Origin of the sequence: Nostoc sp. LPT, assembly GCF_017115165.1 — a bacterium.
Classification (GTDB): Bacteria; Cyanobacteriota; Cyanobacteriia; order Cyanobacteriales; family Nostocaceae; genus Nostoc.
The window spans coordinates 1-17,832 of record NZ_JABXKF010000034.1; the positions used below are offsets into that span (position 1 = coordinate 1).

Annotated in this window: 19 protein-coding genes and 1 CRISPR repeat array; of the genes, 16 read left to right on the top strand and 3 right to left on the bottom strand. The window is 40.3% G+C overall.

Annotated elements, in window-relative coordinates; all coding sequences use genetic code 11:
* Positions 1-594: 594 nt before the first annotated feature.
* The 5 genes from HWQ58_RS08025 (at position 595) to HWQ58_RS08045 (ending at position 5,663) form a co-directional block, all read left to right on the top strand.
* Complete coding sequence (locus HWQ58_RS08025; protein WP_292860077.1) at positions 595-849, top strand: hypothetical protein; 255 nt, start codon at positions 595-597, stop codon at positions 847-849.
* Between the two features lie 280 nt (positions 850-1,129).
* On the top strand, positions 1,130-1,771 hold the full coding sequence (locus tag HWQ58_RS08030) for a Uma2 family endonuclease (RefSeq protein WP_292860080.1): 642 nt from the start codon (positions 1,130-1,132) through the stop codon (positions 1,769-1,771).
* Positions 1,772-2,083: 312 nt separating this feature from the next.
* Complete coding sequence (locus tag HWQ58_RS08035) at positions 2,084-3,553, top strand: efflux RND transporter periplasmic adaptor subunit (RefSeq protein WP_292860083.1); 1,470 nt, start codon at positions 2,084-2,086, stop codon at positions 3,551-3,553.
* 26 nt (positions 3,554-3,579) lie between these two features.
* On the top strand, positions 3,580-4,797 hold the full coding sequence (locus HWQ58_RS08040) for an ABC transporter permease (protein ID WP_292860086.1): 1,218 nt from the start codon (positions 3,580-3,582) through the stop codon (positions 4,795-4,797).
* Positions 4,798-5,051: 254 nt separating this feature from the next.
* The gene (locus HWQ58_RS08045) at positions 5,052-5,663 is read left to right on the top strand and encodes a hypothetical protein (protein WP_292860089.1); all 612 of its coding nucleotides are present in this window, start codon (positions 5,052-5,054) and stop codon (positions 5,661-5,663) included.
* A gap of 94 nt (positions 5,664-5,757) precedes the next feature.
* Here the strand turns inward: HWQ58_RS08045 and HWQ58_RS08050 are convergent, their stop codons facing one another.
* On the bottom strand, positions 5,758-6,126 hold the full coding sequence (locus HWQ58_RS08050) for a Dethiobiotin synthetase (RefSeq protein WP_292860092.1): 369 nt from the start codon (positions 6,124-6,126) through the stop codon (positions 5,758-5,760).
* A 210-nt stretch (positions 6,127-6,336) separates the two neighbouring features.
* Here HWQ58_RS08050 and HWQ58_RS08055 point away from each other — a divergent pair, with 210 nt between their 5' ends.
* The 9 genes from HWQ58_RS08055 to cas5 all read left to right on the top strand — a co-directional run bounded on the left by HWQ58_RS08055 (position 6,337) and on the right by cas5 (position 14,202).
* Entirely contained in the window at positions 6,337-6,573 is a 237-nt protein-coding gene (locus HWQ58_RS08055) for a hypothetical protein (RefSeq protein WP_292860095.1), read from the top strand.
* 497 nt (positions 6,574-7,070) lie between these two features.
* The gene (psaC, locus tag HWQ58_RS08060; RefSeq protein WP_012411495.1) at positions 7,071-7,316 is read left to right on the top strand and encodes a photosystem I iron-sulfur center protein PsaC; all 246 of its coding nucleotides are present in this window, start codon (positions 7,071-7,073) and stop codon (positions 7,314-7,316) included.
* A gap of 441 nt (positions 7,317-7,757) precedes the next feature.
* Entirely contained in the window at positions 7,758-9,638 is a 1,881-nt protein-coding gene (glmS, locus tag HWQ58_RS08065) for a glutamine--fructose-6-phosphate transaminase (isomerizing) (protein ID WP_292860098.1), read from the top strand.
* Between the two features lie 187 nt (positions 9,639-9,825).
* Entirely contained in the window at positions 9,826-10,077 is a 252-nt protein-coding gene (locus HWQ58_RS08070) for a hypothetical protein (RefSeq protein ID WP_292860101.1), read from the top strand.
* A 172-nt stretch (positions 10,078-10,249) separates the two neighbouring features.
* Positions 10,250-10,951, top strand: a complete 702-nt coding sequence (cas6, locus tag HWQ58_RS08075) for a type I-MYXAN CRISPR-associated protein Cas6/Cmx6 (protein WP_292860145.1) — start codon at positions 10,250-10,252, stop codon at positions 10,949-10,951.
* Positions 10,952-11,009: 58 nt separating this feature from the next.
* Positions 11,010-11,921 (top strand): type I-MYXAN CRISPR-associated Cas8a1/Cmx1, encoded by a 912-nt coding sequence (cas8a1, locus tag HWQ58_RS08080; RefSeq protein WP_292860148.1) that lies wholly within the window; start codon positions 11,010-11,012, stop codon positions 11,919-11,921.
* A 6-nt stretch (positions 11,922-11,927) separates the two neighbouring features.
* Positions 11,928-12,545 (top strand): CRISPR-associated protein Cas8a1/Csx13, encoded by a 618-nt coding sequence (cas8a1, locus tag HWQ58_RS08085; protein ID WP_292860151.1) that lies wholly within the window; start codon positions 11,928-11,930, stop codon positions 12,543-12,545.
* Between the two features lie 54 nt (positions 12,546-12,599).
* A complete protein-coding gene (locus HWQ58_RS08090) occupies positions 12,600-13,574 on the top strand; it encodes a DevR family CRISPR-associated autoregulator (protein ID WP_292860154.1) in 975 nt (324 codons plus the stop codon).
* A gap of 1 nt (position 13,575) precedes the next feature.
* Positions 13,576-14,202 (top strand): type I-MYXAN CRISPR-associated protein Cas5/Cmx5/DevS, encoded by a 627-nt coding sequence (gene cas5 / locus HWQ58_RS08095; protein WP_292860157.1) that lies wholly within the window; start codon positions 13,576-13,578, stop codon positions 14,200-14,202.
* Positions 14,203-14,474: 272 nt separating this feature from the next.
* Positions 14,475-15,238: direct repeats of the CRISPR family, unit length 36 nt; unit sequence GTTCTTTAACATTAGATGTCGTCAGACGTTGAGCAG.
* Between the two features lie 24 nt (positions 15,239-15,262).
* Here cas5 and HWQ58_RS08100 read toward each other — a convergent pair.
* On the bottom strand, positions 15,263-15,406 hold the full coding sequence (locus tag HWQ58_RS08100; protein ID WP_292860160.1) for a hypothetical protein: 144 nt from the start codon (positions 15,404-15,406) through the stop codon (positions 15,263-15,265).
* Positions 15,403-15,642, bottom strand: a complete 240-nt coding sequence (locus HWQ58_RS08105; RefSeq protein WP_292736648.1) for a hypothetical protein — start codon at positions 15,640-15,642, stop codon at positions 15,403-15,405. The genes HWQ58_RS08100 and HWQ58_RS08105 overlap by 4 nt, the downstream gene beginning before the upstream one ends.
* Positions 15,643-15,787: 145 nt before the next feature.
* Here HWQ58_RS08105 and HWQ58_RS08110 point away from each other — a divergent pair, with 145 nt between their 5' ends.
* Positions 15,788-15,910, top strand: coding sequence for a hypothetical protein (locus HWQ58_RS08110; RefSeq protein WP_292860163.1), 123 nt, complete (start codon positions 15,788-15,790; stop codon positions 15,908-15,910).
* 10 nt (positions 15,911-15,920) lie between these two features.
* Positions 15,921-17,822 carry a TnsD family transposase gene (locus HWQ58_RS08115; RefSeq protein WP_292860166.1) on the top strand — a complete coding sequence of 634 codons (1,902 nt, stop codon included), beginning with the start codon at positions 15,921-15,923 and terminating at the stop codon, positions 17,820-17,822.
* Positions 17,823-17,832 lie beyond the last annotated feature (10 nt).

Genomic DNA, 17,832 nt, shown 5'->3' on the forward strand with positions numbered 1-17,832 from the left:
TTAGCGATTGGTGTTTCTCCTTCGGCTACGTAAACTCGTCGCAAAATAGGTTTGATATCATGTCCGGCTAAAGACTTATCATTTAGACCGCAGTTCTTGCTGGGAGCAGGGGGAAAGAGGCTTTTGGGATTTTTGCACAGATGCGGTAATCATAAGTGATTAACCGGACTTGATATCATTCATCTTCAAAGTTGCCTGAGCAATAAAAACAACATCAGCTAAATACATTTAATAATTTAGGGGATGAAAATGAGAAATTTCTTAACGAGTCAAAATAATTTGATTGCTGGTTACAGGCAAGCTGATATATCTACAAAAATAACTAATAAATAATCTTTCAGCCTGTACTTAAGTATTACAAATCCGTGTTTTAATTCAGTTATTGTCAAAAGCTTGAAATGTATAAAATGAATGTATAAGTTTGAGTTTGTTACAAAATTAGCTTAATTCTTTTGGTTAATTCCTCAAAGAGGTTTGAATTGCAAAAATGATTTTGACTACATTTTGTATCGAAGTTAATCAACTCATTCACAAAATCAAACAATACCAAGTTTATATGTCAAAAAGCTGGATTTTCGCTATCAGGATTTTTATATGGATCACTACAATCAGGTAGACAAAAACAAATTCCTCTACCACCGCCATCGATACCTGGGTGAATTGACACCCCAGAACCTTGTATTCAATGCTAATCTTCAGGAATTTTCTCAAAGCGTTTGTTACATCTTCAATCTACACAGTGCAGAAGAACTTTCTTCACAGGAGTGCTACGAGGAGATTGAGTTGCTCTGGCAGCAGTTAGCACAGAGCTATAAGGCACTAGGAATTGAGAAAAATGCAACTTCATAATTCGCTATTGAGAACTGTTGTATATCTGTTGGAAGTAGTAGGAAGTAGTAGCGTGTCAAGGCTAAAATACTACATTAGCTTTCCTCTTGTGGGATGGGCGTCTCGCCCGTCCAGTGCGGGCTTTCCGGCCCACACCACAAGAAAATTTATTGCAACAATTTAGTCTTGACAGGCTACTACGAAAATTGTTAGCAAGAATGCAGTTAAAGCTTTGCTGTCAACTTAGTGCTGGAAAATGAAACTTGTATGATCGTTGTTAAAGTTCCTCTTTCGCAATATTATGAGCGAATTACAGACCCAATTAGCAACCGATATCTGGATAGCAGCAACTTGGGATGAATATATCCAAATAATTGAAAATCCTGCCTACGAAGAAGCCAAGGGCTACTACCACAATGGACAAATGAGGATTGAAATGCCACCACTAGGCCATGACCACGCCTGCGACAATACAATTATTGCCTTTGCTGTTAACCTTTTTTGCACAATTAAAGGCATCCCTGCCAAAGGCTTAACTAATTGTACATATCGGAAAACAGGCTTTAAGGAAGCTCAACCTGATGTGTCTTACTATATTGGTGAAAATGCTGATGTCATTCCCTACGGCACTTCTATTATCAACCTAGATATATATCCACCACCAGATTTAGTTATTGAAGTGGCTAATACCTCACTTGCTGACGATCAAGGTGAAAAACGACTTTTATACGAAGATTTAGAAGTGAAAGAATATTGGATTTTAAATGTCCAGAATGTCCAAGTTATGGCTTTTGCTATTGAAAACCAAGGTAGTAGGCGGATTACAGAATCTCAGGTATTACCAGGATTAGCAATTTCTTTATTAAACGATGCATTACGGCGAACTCGTCAAATAAATCAAAGTCAAGTTGGTGCTTGGTTATTAACCCAATTTCAGCAATAATTACAAACTGATTTGTGAGAATTGCCAGCCGTAGATTCCCAGCTTCTCAAAAAAGTCGGGGATCTTGTTTCTCACAAATAGTTCAGGATTGCACTAATATGCTGTGGCTAAAGTCACCCTTTTAGGTGAAGACATACAGAAATACGAATGCCTAGTATGAAGGAAGATTAAGCAACTATGAAGCGAATTATGCGTCTGGTTGTTATTTGACTCATAAAAATTTAATCCCAAAGCTTTACCAATTCCGTATTACCCACTTTTTATCTAACTAAAGGCTACTCTTATATAGTAAAATTTACAGGCTTCTATAATATGGCTACGCACATAGAAATTCCAGTTATTGGCAAAGTTAAGTATCCATTGCGCTGGCTGATTGGGCTGATGGCGGGGAGTGCTTTGATTGTGGGTACTGTGACAACTTACACTTTGGTAAATCAAGGGACAAATAAAGAAGATATTGCTCAATTAACTGTGCCAGTAGCAGCACAAAACGTTACGTTGCGGATTACAGCTAGTGGCAAAGTTGTGCCAGTTCAGAGCGTAAATATTAGTCCGAAGAATCCTGGAGTGCTGTCGCAATTATACGTGGAACAAGGCGATCGCATTCAACAAGGGCAAATTCTCGCCCGCATGGATAGTGCCAGTATTGAAGCTCAAAGGAGCCAGTACCGTGCTAACTTAGCCCAAAGTCAAGCACAGCTAGCCGAAGCCCTTGCTGGTAGTCGTCCTCAAGAAATCGCTCAAGCTAGGGCGCGATTAGCACAATCTCAAGCTCAATTAGCTGCAGCTAAGGCTGGTAATCGTCCCCAAGAGATTGCTCAATCTCAATCCCAAGTAGATGCAGCTCAAGCAAGGGTGAATTACACCAGCGAACAGGTAAAGCGTTACCAATATCTATATAAAGAAGGAGCAGAGAAAAAACAATTACTCGATCAAGCCATCAGCGACGACAAAAGTGCTAGAGCCAATTTAGAAGAAGCTAAAAAACGATTTTCCTTAGTTCAAAGTGGTACTCGGAATGAGGAAATCGACCAACGCCAAGCCGCTGTTAACGAAGCACGGGCAGCATTGGTACTGTTAGAAGATGGCACCCGTTCTGAAGAAATTGTCCAGCGTCAAGCCGCTGTTGCATCTGCTGAGGCTCAGTTAAAGGGTGTACAAGTGCAGTTGGAAGATACTATTATTCGCGCTCCTTTGTCGGGAATTGTTACCCAAAAGTATGCCGAACCGGGCGCGTTTGTCACACCCACAACTTCTGCTTCTACTAGTGCATCGGCAACTTCTAGTTCAATTGTCGCCGTAGCACGCGGTTTAGAAATATTAGCTCAAGTTCCCGAAGCCGATCTTGGCAGAATAAAACAGGGACAGCAGGTGGAAATTGTCGCCGATGCCTATCCCGATCGAGTTTTTAAAGGTCATGTGCGTCTGATTGCTCCTGAAGCAGTGGTGGAACAAGGTGTGACATCCTTCCAAGTGCGGATTGCTCTCGATACTGGCATAGATAAACTGCGTTCTGGCTTAAATGTGGATCTGACTTTTTTAGGCGATCGCGTTAATAATGCCTTGGTATTACCAACGGTGTCAATTGTTACCGAAAAGGGTAAAACTGGCGTACTCGTACCAGATGCAAAGAATAAACCCCAGTTCCGCGAAGTTACAGTTGGGGCACAAATTCAAGACCAAACTCAGATTTTAGGGGGAGTTAAAGAAGGCGATCGCATTTTTGTTAATCCACCCAAAGACTACAAAATCGAAAAGGTCAAAGAACAAAATAATTCGTAATTCGTAATGCGTAAGTCCTATAAGATATGAATTTTCTCGAAAGCATGAATATGGCGGGGAAAACCCTGCTGTCAAATAAACTGCGTAGCGCCCTCACGATGTTGGGTATAGTTATTGGCAACGCTTCGGTGATTGCCATGATTGGTATTGGCGAAGGTGGACAAAAGTATGTGAATAAACAGTTGGAGTCATTAGGGCCAAATGTGCTATTTGTGATTCCAGGTAATCGAGAAACTCAGCGCATCTCCTTTGAAGTGCCAAAAACTCTGGTGTTGCAAGATGCGGATGCGATCGCTTCTCAAGTCCCAACAGTAATAGGAGTTGCACCAGAGTTAAACAGAAGACAGGTAGTTACATACCGCAACAGAAACACCGATGTCAATATCATTGGCACAACTCCCAGTTTCCTATCTGTGCGAGATTTTGAAACTGCTAAAGGCAGATTTTTCTCTGAAGTAGACATTAAGCGCAGTAACCAAGTGGTAGTACTGGGTGGAGATTTGGCAGAAAAACTATTCGGTAATAGTAACCCTGTAGGACAGCAATTGCGAATTGGAAATACCAGCTTTCAAGTGATTGGGACGTTAACAGCCAAAGGTTCCAGTGTGGGAGCAGATTATGATGATGCTGCCTTAATACCAATCACCACATCAGCAAACCGACTTGTGGGCAAGAATTCTCCTTATGGTATTGCTTTAGATTATCTCGTTGCTGCTGCTCGTGATTCAGATAGCGTGGATGCAGCAGAGTTTCAAATTACTAATTTGCTGCGTCTACGACACAAAATTAATGGCGAAGATGACTTTACTCTTCGCACCCAGAAAGATGCTTTGCAAACTGTCGGTCAAATTACAGGTGCATTGACAATTATGCTAGCTGCGATCGCAGGTATATCCTTGTTTGTCGGCGGCATTGGCATTATGAATATTATGCTAGTCTCCGTCACCGAACGTACCCAAGAAATCGGATTGCGAAAAGCGATCGGCGCAACTGAACAAGATATTTTGCTACAGTTCATCATTGAAGCAGTAATAGTTTCCGCAGCTGGCGGCTTAGTCGGGACTGCGATTGGCATCAGTGGCATCCTATTAGTTGGAGCCTTGACTCCTTTAGAAGCGAGTCTTTCTCCTGTAGCGATTACTATGGCAGTTGGTGTCTCTGGAGGAATTGGTTTATTCTTTGGCGTTGTTCCTGCACGTCGCGCTGCTAAACTCGACCCCATTGTAGCTTTGAGAAGTGCCTAGTGCCGCAAGGCGGAAGTCAAAAGTCAAAAGTCAAAAGTCAAAATAAATACAGCGTAAGCGTTTTATCGATTTGGAATGGGTGGTTTATTTACTCGTTGAAATTCAACAGCGCCTCAGCTAAATCTTCTAATTGAGCGATCAATAAAGGCTTCGATACGCGATCGCTGCAATCCATTGAAGTAATTTTGCTGAAAAACGGGAAGACTATGGTTACTCCCTAATGGGAAATTTCTATAAAAATCCTGAACAGCAAAATGCTCAAAAAATCTCTACTTAACTGTTTAATTTTACCTTTTTCTCTAGTGCCCTGGCTCTGTGTCGGAACGCTTTTTGATTCCCAAGCCAATGCTTTACCAGGGCAAAGTACAGAAGAGGTAGGCACTTGGATTAAAGCACATCCGACACTCCGCCCCAGGAGAGGGGAGCAATTATTTGTGCAAAAGACTGATACTGCTGCCCAACGATTTACTTTTCAAGCGTCGGTATTGCCTCCTGGTAGGGTAGAATTTTCCAAAGACCGTGGCACAATTCGGACTGAGCGCATTACTATGTATGATGCTATTAACGGCATGACATTTGCGCGTCTCCAAGAATCCTTGCGGGTGATTTATGGCTTAGAGATTTATCAAGATTACGATCGCGCCCAAGTCGTGTATCAATATCCCAACCAGGAGGTAGTTAACTCAGCGCGTCTGGCTAAAACTCCAATTCGGGAAGCCTTAAAGGGAGAATTACGAGTAGGCGATCGCTATGTATATTGGGTGGAAGTTGCCCAACCCAAGACTGGCAAAGCTTTTACCGGTCAAATGACTGTTTTGCTCAAAACTGACCTGGACAAGCTAGAAAATGAACTGCAAATTCGTTAATGGGTGACAAGAGGAGGCAGCAGGCAGGAGGCAGAAGGCAGAAGTTCTTTAATTTTGAATTATTGAATGCGTGAATTTTGAATTGATTTCTCCCTCATCTCTTCCCCAACTCCATAGTCGCTAAGGTTTGCCATATACCCGAAAAGATACTTTCAGCTGCTAAGGAAATTCGTAGTAAATCTTCTTTGAGTAGTGGTGGCCAATCAACTCCGGCTTTACGCCCTGCGCCAAATAGCTGTTGCGCCTTAATGCTTAACTGATAAAGGGCCAAAGCCAGTTCTCGATCTAGGCTCTTTGCATCTTTGAGGGCTTCAAACACCACTTTCAATGCTAACAAAATCGAAGTGATCTGACCGGGTATTGGCGGTTTGCCCTGTTTCATACGCATTAACAGCGCATCTGCGTTTTCCTCGGTTGTGATTGTCTGATCTATGAGGAGTTTCCTAGCTGTTTCGTAATTCATGTAGTCAGTTTAGCGCACATTTTGCTTCAGCAGTAATACTTAATTAAAAAGTCATAAAACGGCTTTATAGTTATTTATAGCAATCTCTTATGATTTGTGAAATTATAGGTGTGGGGAAAACGATCGGGAATTGGCGATGCTCTAGGTTAAGCAGATAGACTGAATATAATATCTTTGAAAGAATACACCTTACTAGGAATTAAAAGTACAATGATCTCACCAAATTTACTAGAACTTGAGCGCTCTATCCTTGCCTTGTCTGTGGAAGAACAACTTTGGTTGTTAGAAAGTATTGCTCGACAAATCCGAGAAAATGAGTATACAAAAGATAAATCATCTGATGCTAACAATCCAGAAGAACAACTGCAAGTACCTGCTATTGAGCCAAAAATTCAAATAGGAATTGCTGCTATAAATGATGAGTTTGCATTTTCGGAAATACTCTAATATATAGGAATAAAAATTATGAAATTGCCAGACTTAAAAAGTTAAATATACAAGTTATCAGTGAGCGATCGCAGTCTCTAAATTAATCATTTACATCGCAAAAGCAGTTGTATTCAGTAATAAAGACAACTTTTTGCGTAATCTAAATTACTAAAATATTTTTGTTTGCACGGAGATGTGGTGATCGCAAAATCAGATTATTAACCAAAATTCCCATAGTTAAAATTATGGAGATGTCCCTATTTTCTTTTAATTTTGTTTCATTTATCTTTACGATTCAACCCCGTTATGGTATATCACTGTGGTAAATACGCTCTGATGATGTTGCTGATTATCAGTCAATAGGGACAATCTCGCAAAAGAAATTTTAACGGTGCTTATTACATTGTTTGAAGTTATGTAGCCTTTTGATTACGGCCTATCAACCACTGCGGTAGACTATGCGTTGATTATGATTCTTTCGCAGAGAAGAACACTCGAAAGGAGCCGTTTTTTCAATGTCTCATACCGTAAAAATCTACGATACCTGCATTGGCTGCACCCAATGCGTCCGCGCTTGCCCTACTGATGTACTTGAGATGGTTCCTTGGGATGGCTGTAAAGCTGCTCAAATTGCCTCTTCACCCCGTACAGAAGACTGCGTGGGCTGTAAGCGTTGCGAAACCGCTTGTCCCACCGACTTTTTGAGCATCCGGGTTTACCTGGGCGCTGAAACAACTCGCAGTATGGGTCTAGCTTACTAAAAGGCTGAGTGCTGATCGGAGTGCTGAGTACTGAGTGCTGAGATAAAAAGAAGTAAATTAGAAATACAATTTTTTGATTCTTCACTCGGAACTCGGAACTCGGCATTCAAGACTTTTAAATGTCTCAATAGCAAGCACCTTTAGCAAGTATTTTTTGAGCGGATACAATATCTAAGTATCTAAATCTTAGAAGCCGTATTTGTACTGTCAGGTCAAAAGCCTAAAATCCATAACAATACCTAGTAGTCTGTCAAGAAATAATTGACGAATAAATTTTCTGTAGAGACGGCGATTTATCGCGTCTCTCCAACCGTCAAAATGGGTTTGATAGACCACTAGTGGTAGAGGGAGTAAAATACTCCCTTTTTTCTTTGCAAAATGTCCACTTTATGGTATCCACTATACTGGATTTAATCATCCTGAAAAAAAGTGGTGTGAAGAATGTGCGGAATTGTTGGATATATAGGCACTCAAGCGGCGACAGACATTTTACTGGCTGGGCTGGAGAAACTAGAATACAGGGGTTACGATTCGGCTGGAATCGCCACTGTTTGGGAAGGTGAGGTAAATTGTGTGCGGGCAAAGGGTAAACTCCATAACCTGCGTTCTAAACTCGAACAAATAGAAACTCCTGCCCCAATTGGTATTGGTCATACACGCTGGGCAACTCATGGTAAACCAGAAGAGTACAACGCCCATCCCCATTTGGATACAGCAAAGCGAGTGGCTGTGGTGCAAAATGGCATTATCGAAAACTACCGCGAGTTACGCGAGGAACTCAAAGCCAAAGGACACGAATTTCGTTCTGAAACCGATACCGAAGTTATTTCTCATTTAATAGCCGAATTTTTAAAGAATTTTCCTCCTTCATCTTCCTTATCTCCCTTACTAGATGCAATTCGCCAAGCCGTTAATCACCTAAAAGGGGCGTTTGCGATCGCAGTTATTTCTGCTGATTTCCCCGATGAATTGATTGTTGTCCGCCAACAAGCACCTTTAGTAATTGGTTTTGGTCAAGGAGAGTTATTTTGCGCCTCTGACACACCTGCGATCGTTGCTTACACCCGTGCGGTGCTACCTCTGGAAAATGGCGAAATTGCCCGCCTCACACCTTTGGGCGTTGAGATTTACAATTTCGCTGGCGACAGGCTGAAAAAACAACCCCGCCTGCTCAACTTCAATCCTGCAATGGTAGAAAAGCAGGGATTCAAACACTTCATGCTCAAAGAAATCCATGAGCAACCAGGAGTAGTAAGAGCTAGTTTAGACGCTTACTTTAATCCAGCCAAATCTACCGAATCGCCAATCAATCTTGGTTTACCTGCGGATTTATACACTGATTTAGAACAAATTCAGATCCTCGCCTGTGGTACAAGTTGGCACGCAGCATTAATCGGAAAATATTTACTCGAACAACTAGCAGGAATTTCAACTCAGGTACATTATGCTTCTGAGTATCGCTATGCACCATCACCCGTGACAGCTAACACTTTGATCGTTGGTGTTACTCAATCAGGTGAAACAGCCGATACCCTAGCGGCTTTGACAATGGAAAAAGAACGTCGCCAAGGGAAAGAACCCAAATACCAAGCGCGACTACTGGGTATTACCAATCGCCCTGAAAGCAGCCTCGGTCATTTAGTACCGCATATTATCAGTACCCTAGCGGGAATTGAAATTGGGGTAGCAGCGACGAAAACTTTTACCGCCCAACTGATGGCATTTTATGCTTTGGCATTAGATTTAGCAGCTCGTCGTCAGACAGTTTCAAAAGATACATTAGATCAAATTATTAATGGGTTGCGGCAGATTCCCAAAGAAATTGAAGCAACTTTAGAAAGTCAGGAACGTTTAACCGAACAGCTAGCCCACGAATTCGCTGAAACTCAAGATTTCATTTTTGTGGGAAGAGGAATTAACTTTCCCATTGCTTTAGAAGGGGCGTTGAAATTAAAAGAAATCAGCTATATTCACGCCGAAGGGTATCCGGCTGGAGAGATGAAACATGGCCCGATCGCACTTTTAGATGCAAAAGTACCAGTAGTTGCGATCGCAATACCTGGTAGTGTTTACGAAAAAGTTATTTCTAATGCTCAAGAAGCCAAAGCCAGAGATTCTCGGTTAATTGGCGTTACTCCCGTCAACGATGGCGAAGCTGCGGAAATCTTTAACGATCTTCTTCCCGTCTCTCATGTAGAAGAATTACTTTCTCCGATTCTGACAGTAGTTCCTTTGCAATTATTGGCTTATCATATTGCCGCCCGTCGCGGTTTGGATGTCGATCAGCCAAGAAATTTGGCCAAGTCTGTAACGGTGGAATAGTCTATTAATAGAGGTAGTAGTGTGTATAACAAATAAAAAAGTTATACAATACATAAAAAAGTTGTACAATTTATCCTGTAGGTGCGTATGTGAGTATCTACAGGAGTTTTTATGGCTAGTGCTGATTCATAATAATTTTGCCTTTAAAGGCTTGGCTTGGCTTCGCGCTCAGTACCAGCATTACTTAGTGAGTAAAGGGCTATTGCAAATTTTTCCTGCTGGTAAGTTTAAATTTGACGAATATGGTTTTTCAAAGCTTATATTTGATTTTTATGGTCAAGAGTCTTTAGAAGCCCTCAATCCAAAGTTAACCCAACATCAAGGTAAATATTTCTCCCATTGTTTACTTGGATGTGACTTAAATCCAGCAATTGACCGGATCACCCATATCTTGATGATAAAATATTTAGCAAATTCTATAGAAGTATTTTTTCTGTAGAAAAGTTTACATATACTTTTAAATATATTAATATAAAGCAATAAAAAGTTAATAAAAATTATCATACTTGCTTGTCGTTTTAAAGTAATCTCACACTAATCACTAAGGTAGTCTAAGTAATAATTTAGTTGCCTCAAATATCGTGTATTTGCTTAAAGATAGGGTGGGAAAGATGATTATTGATTGCAGCTTACCTACGCAGATTTATCCAGAGTCACCTTTAAACCTAACAAAGCAAAGAAAGCTTTTAACATCTCAATTACCATACATAGATTTAATTTTTAACCTGATTGGTGAGACAGTACCTCTCGACCACGGCTATGAGCTATTTTCTGCGATCGCTCATTTTGAACCCGAACTTCATAAATTAGATACAGTTGGAATTCATACCATTGCAGGTATTCCCAAGAAAGGCGTAATTGAGCTAACTAAAAATTCTAGGCTTCGGATTCGGCTACCGATGGATCAAGTGCGTTTGGTTTATCCGTTAGCAGGTAAGCCCCTGAGAATTGGCAAGCATACAATTCGTTTGGGGATTCCTGAAATTCATTTGCTTGAGCCTGCTGAGAAACTGCGATCGCGTATAGTAATTATCCAGAGCTATCAAGAACCGGAGTCGTTTTTAACAGCAGCACAGCGTCAGTTAAAACAACTGGGTATCCAGGGGAAAGCCTTTATTACCAAAAATACTGATGGTAGCCCAAAACGTAGAACTATCAAAATCAAGCGCTTTACGGTTGTGGGTTTTGGGTTAGAAATCATTAATCTCAGCAATGAAGATTCGCTAACATTGCTGAGATATGGCATTGGGGGAAAGCGCAAGATGGGCTGTAGCGTTTTTGTGCCAGTGAAAAGAAAGGGAAACGCAAGTTAAAGCTGGTTTTGACTATTACCCAATATAAGTTTGAGAGTATTTACCAGAAATAAATAAGATGTCCATAGTAGCTAGTGTTGTCAACCCCAAAATCCAGTTAAATTTGGGCGATCCAAGCATAACTTGGATACATCGTGCTGGCATAGCAGGACTCTGGATGACGCTCAAGCAACTAGAAAAACTATACCCAATACCTGCGGAACGACCTGGTAATTTAACTTGGTTCCTGACTCCTCGCAGTATCAGCCTGGAATGGCAAGGGCAGGATTTCGTAGTTTTAGACTGGCTGCTAAAGCAATCTTTTCAGATTAATGAAGAAGGTCTAATTTCGCTGACAGGCTTAAATACGCATTCAATCAATATTGAAACCCAAATTAATATTCACCTGGGAATAACAGGAACGTTTCTCCAACATAACCAGGTTTTTAAATTTGACGGCGGTAAATCCTGGTCATTAATAATTGATGGTATAGAAATCGATGTCGAGTATAAGAAAGCAGTTTCCTATGCTCATCAACATTTTGCTAAACAACTCTGTGATAAACAAGGTCAATTATTAGGACAATCAATTGGTGTAGCAGGGTGGCTATATCCGGGATCTGTAGTTCGTCATGTCGCTTTTACAAAAGAAACTAGGTTTGAAGAGAAACCACAATTGGCTTTTGCTCTTTTATATGCTCTTGTTGCTTGCCACTATTTTGTTTTGCGATCGCATAACAAACCGGAACATACACAATATGCCCTAGTTATACCTGAAGTGGTTGACTTAGAAATTTATGCCCAGGAGTACTGGAATTTGGGAAACTTAGATTACAAGGATTTCAATGTATCTAGCTTAGGAGATGCTGCATTAAGATACCTTACTTACGAAACAATTATAGAATTGGCTATACCCGATCAAGTAAAACGATGCCAAGTAATATTATTTGGAACGGTAGTTTGGTCAAAGCAGCAAAAAACTCGCATATAAATAGCAGTGGTAGAAGCGACTGGAATAATAAATTTTATCTATAAGCTTAGTCGGATTTATTTTCCAGAGTACCAAATTATTGAGTATAAAAATAAAAATTTTATCATTAGCAATCTGTTTAGGGGAACAATTGCCGATAACTTAGTAAAGGGCTTTACTTGGTGGGCTAATTTATATACAATCTTTCAAAATAAAAGTTTATTTAAATTTATTACTAATGATGGAGCATATAAGATGATTCAAAACTCTGAATGGAATCTAGAAAGTCAAAAACTTTTTATTAAAGCTTGTCATGAGGCATTGAAGAAAATATACGCTAAAATTTATGGACGAACAAATGAAGGTCAATATGCTCAAATTGAGCGAGAAAATATACGTATTTTATCGCAACTAGGACGTTGTACAAATGCTGAAAATTTTCGGAAATTTATTGCGGAGTTTTGGGGAAGAGCAGGTCAACTTTCCATTTTAGAAAAACACTGGGAAGAATTACTACCATTAACTTCTGGGATAATGGATTGGAAAGTTGCCAGAGATTTAACTTTTATTGCTCTTGCTAGTTATCCAAAAAGCAATATGGTTGAAAAAGAAATATTGGAAATCTCTAATTCTAATAGTGAATAATTACACTTTTTTATTTAATAAAACACAAAACATGAATTTAATAGGCAATTTTAAATGTTCCATTTATTCGGTAATATCTTGACCAGCTATGGAACCGCAGCTAATAATCGTGGGGAAAATGAAGGTAATATAACTCCCTTACAAAAATTGAATTGGAAAGGTGAAGTTCATACTACAGTTTCATCTGAGGCGATTCGTTGGGCATTACGGTACTACTGGCAAAATGTTGGCTATCCGGTGAATCGACGTTGGGATGAGAACGCTCAACCAGTAGCAGATTATGTTTTGCAAGACCCCAACTTTGATGATATTCGCTTTATTGATGATGATATTTTGGGATTTATGCAGGCTGAAGCAGCAAAAGTGGAAGCGTCAGATGAGTCTGGAGGCGATGCCGAGGAAGCATCTCAAGATGAGAACAAAAAAAGTTCTAAAGGTAAGGATAAGCAAACTTCTCCACGTAAGGGCAAGCAAAAGCCTAAAGGAAAAATAACTGCTAGGCGAGGTGTATTAGAAGTTACTCGTGCAGTATCAATGATACCCTTTATGGGAAACATTACCTTTAATGCTGTTAGTGGAGTAAAAGGACGAAATTCTCTTTATGCCACAGAGATTCATGCTACTCGTTATCAATATGGTTTTGCATTGACACCCGATAGCCTCAAAGATAAATCTCGCATCCATGCTGTTCTAGATGGTTTGATTTCGATTGGTGAAGTGGCGGGAAATCATGCCCGTTTTTTGTATGATTTCTCCCCTGAAAGTATTGTACTGCGATGGACACATGATTTTTCCCCTCGTTTTCTATATTGCTTTGAGCAAGACGAACTGGGAAATTTGTCAGTATCCAACTTAGTGCGACAGGTAGAGGTAGGAGATATTGATCCCAAAGAATTATGGATTGGAGGCTTAATTTCTCAGGGTTTAGAAGATTTGGGAGCAAATGTGTTTCCTGGAGTGAAGTCGGCAGTCAAAGCATTAAAACAGGTCATTGCTGAAGATTTGCAGTTGTCACCGGGGGGCAATTAACATGACAACAATTGCTTTGAAAGTTGAAGTACCTATTGCTTGTTTTCGTCAATCCCGTGCTAGAGAATACGCTGAAACGTATCCAGTACCTCCACCTTCTACGGTGTACGGGATGTTACTTTCTCTGATTGGTGAGACAGATCGTTATAAGCATTGTGGAACTCAATTAGCGATCGCCCTCTTGTCTAAACCAAAAAAATCTATTGTAATTCGGACTTTTCGCAGGTTTAAAACGAAAGATATCCACCACCCTAAGAATGCTAAACCTGATTACCAAGAGTTGCTAACGAACATTGAGTTTGTAGTTTGGGTAAAAACAGACAAAGCAAATCCTACTTTACCAGAACGTTTGCAGCAGGCATTTGCGAACCCAGCTTCTATCAATCGATTTGGTGGGCTGTGTTTAGGTGAAAGTCGGGATCTAATCAATACTGTTACCCTTTTACCTGAGAAGTATCATGGTGAGTCGCTGTGGTGGTTAGTTACACATGAAGATGGTTCGCTAACCCTACCCTACTGGGTTGACCATGTTGGGTCTAAGAAAACGCGCTGGCAGTGTTATGAGCTTCAAGAGTCCCAAGTATGGCAACCACCGGATTTATCATGGACTACAATTCAAACTAGTTAAAAAAGGAGAATATTTAGATTTTGACAAGGATATCTGCTTGTTGAGCCGACATAAAGAGGTAAAAAGTTGGTATTCTTTACTGAATTAGCAATTCAGCCTTTTCATTATGATTAAGGATGTTTGCAATTCCTCAGAAAGTTCCAACAATAAGCCTTCTAGGTGTTGTTAAGCTAGCCTAGCCCATTAAATTTTGCAAATTTAGTGCCTCCTAATGACAGGTGCTTGTAAGATTATCTAGAAGACTTGATGGATTAAGATGTTTAGCCATTGCTGTTCTTTAACATTAGATGTCGTCAGACGTTGAGCAGCTGTCTGCAAAACTTTGCTGCGACGCATCCAATAGCGTTCTTTAACATTAGATGTCGTCAGACGTTGAGCAGCCCATCTGCGAGATGAGCTAGAGCAAGACTGGGAAGTTCTTTAACATTAGATGTCGTCAGACGTTGAGCAGTTTCCTTGGTGGGAGCGGGAGTGGATTGGCTGGATGTTCTTTAACATTAGATGTCGTCAGACGTTGAGCAGAAATGGTGGTTGGAGCGATCGCTCATCTTATGCAAGTTCTTTAACATTAGATGTCGTCAGACGTTGAGCAGCAGAACTGGCAAGACGCTCTACCAAAGCCCAGAAAGGTTCTTTAACATTAGATGTCGTCAGACGTTGAGCAGGGGGCCGCGATTGAACGTTACGCTAAGGAGCGAGAAGTTCTTTAACATTAGATGTCGTCAGACGTTGAGCAGGGCACACACCTTGTTTTCATTCAGCTTCCCCTTTTGTGTTGCGTTCTTTAACATTAGATGTTGTCACACGTTGAGCAGTCGTCGGCTGCTCAATTGGTGCAGGAGGCAATGGCGGTTCTTTAACATTAGATGTCGTCAGACGTTGAGCAGCTCTCTAATCTGCGAACTGCGCTGCGATTAACAGAATTGTTCTTTAACATTAGTATAGATGTCGTCACACGTTGAGCAGAAAAATGCGACAAGATTTGAGAACACCATACCAAGTTCTTTAACATTAGATGTCGTCAGGCGTTAAGCAAGATTTTGCTGCTCGTTGCCATAGGTTATACTTCAAAAACAATTTTTGTGTGGATTTGTTCCCATTGCTCAATCTGCTTCTGTAGTTGCAATTTGCGATCGCCCTCAACTGCACCAAGACCAGTAAACAAACCCTGACCATTCAACTGATCGCTGTAAATAGCAATCAATTCAGCCAGTGCTTTTTTATAGCTTCCATCTCCTCCTCAGTGAAGGAATTTATATCTAGGCAAATCAGTCGTCTGCCAATTCTCTCTACAAGCTCTGACCTGCTTATATCAAAATTGGAGGCGATCGCATCTAATCCTTCAATACCAGTGGGAGTAAGGGCTAGGTTGACCCTTTTCTTCACCTCGTCGTACATCTCTGGTACGTCTTTTTGTCCTTTCTGCCCTTTCTTTCCCATTAGTACCCAGCTATTACACACCTCCTAAATCATAGTCAACAGCAAGGAATACAGCTAGATTCTATAAATTGCTCAAAGATGTTTAGTTATTGTGTAATACCTGAATTATTGATAATATAGGCATTGTGTAATACCTAAAATTTTGATGATAGAGGACAAAAATCCTCATAATTTTGTTTGCTGTAGAGAGAAAGGTGTGGAAGGCGATCGCCACAAACTTGAAACACTTTGGAATTTACAAAAATATTCTTTTCAGGTTTTAACATGAGAAAGAATCTATGCTTGGCTTTTTTCCAGCCCCTTATCCAGATGAAATTTTATACAGCATCTTGGCTCGTTACCACATTAGGAGTGGTAACACAAGTCCAAAAATAACTCTAAGGGAGCTATTTAATTCTCAAGATGTAATAGCTACTGTTGACTTACCTTCTAACCTTAATTCGTTGATTGAGAATCTACAATTTATCTCGAATTATCAAGTAGAAGATTTGATATATAAATATACCCTCTATCCTTTCTACAGTGTTTTCCTACCACCAAAAAGAGCCAGCCAAGTGATGGACTCTATGAAAGCAGATTTCGGAGGAGATATTCATACCAGAACCGGAATTATGGCGAGTTCGTTGAAGATGCAAAGGTATCTGCGATTTTGCCCAAAATGTTTGGAAGAAGATTTGCAAAATTATGGGGAGTCCTACTGGCATAGGCTACACCAAACACCAGGGGTTCTGGTTTGCTCAGTTCATGGTATGACTTTGCAAGATAGTACAATTCCTATGCAAGGTTTTAATAGGCATGAATACTATGCTGCAAGCCTAGAAAACTGTCCTGTTATACCGATACAAGAGACTTACAGTCAAGAGACTTTAAAGAAGTTGCGACTGCTGGCTCAAGATATTTCATGGTTGATAAATAGTAATCTTTTCTCTAGAGAACTAGAGTGGTTTCAAAGAAAATATATAGCTTTATTGATTGAAAAAAATTTTGCAACAGCAACCGGGCGAGTAAACCAGAAAAGACTACTAGATAATTTCTTGTTCTTTTATGGTGCTGAAGTGCTTGAGGCAGTTAACTCAATGGTGAATTACGAAAATGAGCAAAACTGGCTATTCAGCATTGTTAGGAAGCATAGAAAGTCATTTCATCCCATCAGACATCTACTCGTAATTAGATTCCTGACGAATTCTATCGAGGAATTTTTCAATACAGATTACCAGTATAAACCTTTTAGTGAAGGGCCTTGGCTGTGTCTAAATGCTGCGGTAGACCATTATCTTAAGCCAGTAATAACTAATCTTGTTGTCACTCACTGTTTGGATAATAAAAAGCCGTTAGGTACTTTTTCTTGTTCCTGTGGGATGGTTTATTGCAGAACTGGCCCTGATGAAACTGATGAAGATAAGCGGCGGATTGGCAAAGTCTTGACATACGGTCAATTCTGGGAGCAGAAGCTAAAAGAACTGGTAGAAATCCAAAAGTTAGGTCTACGAGAGACAGCAAGACAACTCAAGGTCGATTCCAGAACAGTAAAACGTTATACTGCCATACTTAAGCTAAAAACTTTTTGGAAATCTTCACAGAAAAATCAGCTAGTAGACTCACAGGAAGTTTTAGACTTTAATCTAAATTTAGCCAGTGATGACAAAATCAAATACAGGGAAGTTTGGAAAGCTTTACAACAGCAGTACCCGGAAGCGTCAAAAACTACTTTGAGGAGATTAGGCAAGAGAACCTATATTTGGCTATACAGAAACGACAAAGAGTGGCTCAACAAAAATTCGCCTTCTTTAAAAGTACCTCTCCCTTGCGTCGGTAAAGTTGACTGGGCAGAAAGGGACAAGCAAGTTCTCGAAAAGGTAAAAACTGCTGTGCGAACATTTCTGAGTGCAGAAAAACCCGCGAGAGTCACTATTTGCAGGATAGGGAAAAGTATTGGCTTACTGGCACTACTCGAAAAACATTTGGCAGAAATGCCACTGACTAAGGTTTATTTAGAATCAGCCACAGAAACTGTAGAGGATTTTCAGATTCGGCGTATTAAGTGGGCAATTAAGCGGCTTGATGATTGCGGAGAAGAGATTCAGCCTTGGAAGGTAATTAGACTGGCTGCGCTACGAGAAAATTGCTCTGAGAGAGTACAAGCGGCTCTAAAAACTGAGCTTTATAAGCAACCGGATTAACCCTGTTCTG

Bases quoted from the DNA above. Each gene is read 5' to 3' on its own strand.
- HWQ58_RS08105 (WP_292736648.1), bottom strand. From the start codon at position 15,642: ATGGGAAAGAAAGGGCAGAAAGGACAAAAAGACGTACCAGAGATGTAC.
- HWQ58_RS08045 (WP_292860089.1), top strand. From the start codon at position 5,052: ATGCTCAAAAAATCTCTACTTAACTGTTTAATTTTACCTTTTTCTCTA.
- HWQ58_RS08110 (WP_292860163.1), top strand. From the start codon at position 15,788: ATGATAGAGGACAAAAATCCTCATAATTTTGTTTGCTGTAGAGAGAAA.
- cas8a1 (WP_292860148.1), top strand. From the start codon at position 11,010: ATGTCCATAGTAGCTAGTGTTGTCAACCCCAAAATCCAGTTAAATTTG.
- HWQ58_RS08030 (WP_292860080.1), top strand. From the start codon at position 1,130: ATGAGCGAATTACAGACCCAATTAGCAACCGATATCTGGATAGCAGCA.
- cas5 (WP_292860157.1), top strand. From the start codon at position 13,576: ATGACAACAATTGCTTTGAAAGTTGAAGTACCTATTGCTTGTTTTCGT.
- HWQ58_RS08040 (WP_292860086.1), top strand. From the start codon at position 3,580: ATGAATTTTCTCGAAAGCATGAATATGGCGGGGAAAACCCTGCTGTCA.
- psaC (WP_012411495.1), top strand. From the start codon at position 7,071: ATGTCTCATACCGTAAAAATCTACGATACCTGCATTGGCTGCACCCAA.
- HWQ58_RS08050 (WP_292860092.1), bottom strand. From the start codon at position 6,126: ATGAATTACGAAACAGCTAGGAAACTCCTCATAGATCAGACAATCACA.
- HWQ58_RS08090 (WP_292860154.1), top strand. From the start codon at position 12,600: ATGTTCCATTTATTCGGTAATATCTTGACCAGCTATGGAACCGCAGCT.
- HWQ58_RS08055 (WP_292860095.1), top strand. From the start codon at position 6,337: ATGATCTCACCAAATTTACTAGAACTTGAGCGCTCTATCCTTGCCTTG.
- glmS (WP_292860098.1), top strand. From the start codon at position 7,758: ATGTGCGGAATTGTTGGATATATAGGCACTCAAGCGGCGACAGACATT.
- HWQ58_RS08115 (WP_292860166.1), top strand. From the start codon at position 15,921: ATGCTTGGCTTTTTTCCAGCCCCTTATCCAGATGAAATTTTATACAGC.
- HWQ58_RS08035 (WP_292860083.1), top strand. From the start codon at position 2,084: ATGGCTACGCACATAGAAATTCCAGTTATTGGCAAAGTTAAGTATCCA.
- HWQ58_RS08025 (WP_292860077.1), top strand. From the start codon at position 595: ATGGATCACTACAATCAGGTAGACAAAAACAAATTCCTCTACCACCGC.
- cas6 (WP_292860145.1), top strand. From the start codon at position 10,250: ATGATTATTGATTGCAGCTTACCTACGCAGATTTATCCAGAGTCACCT.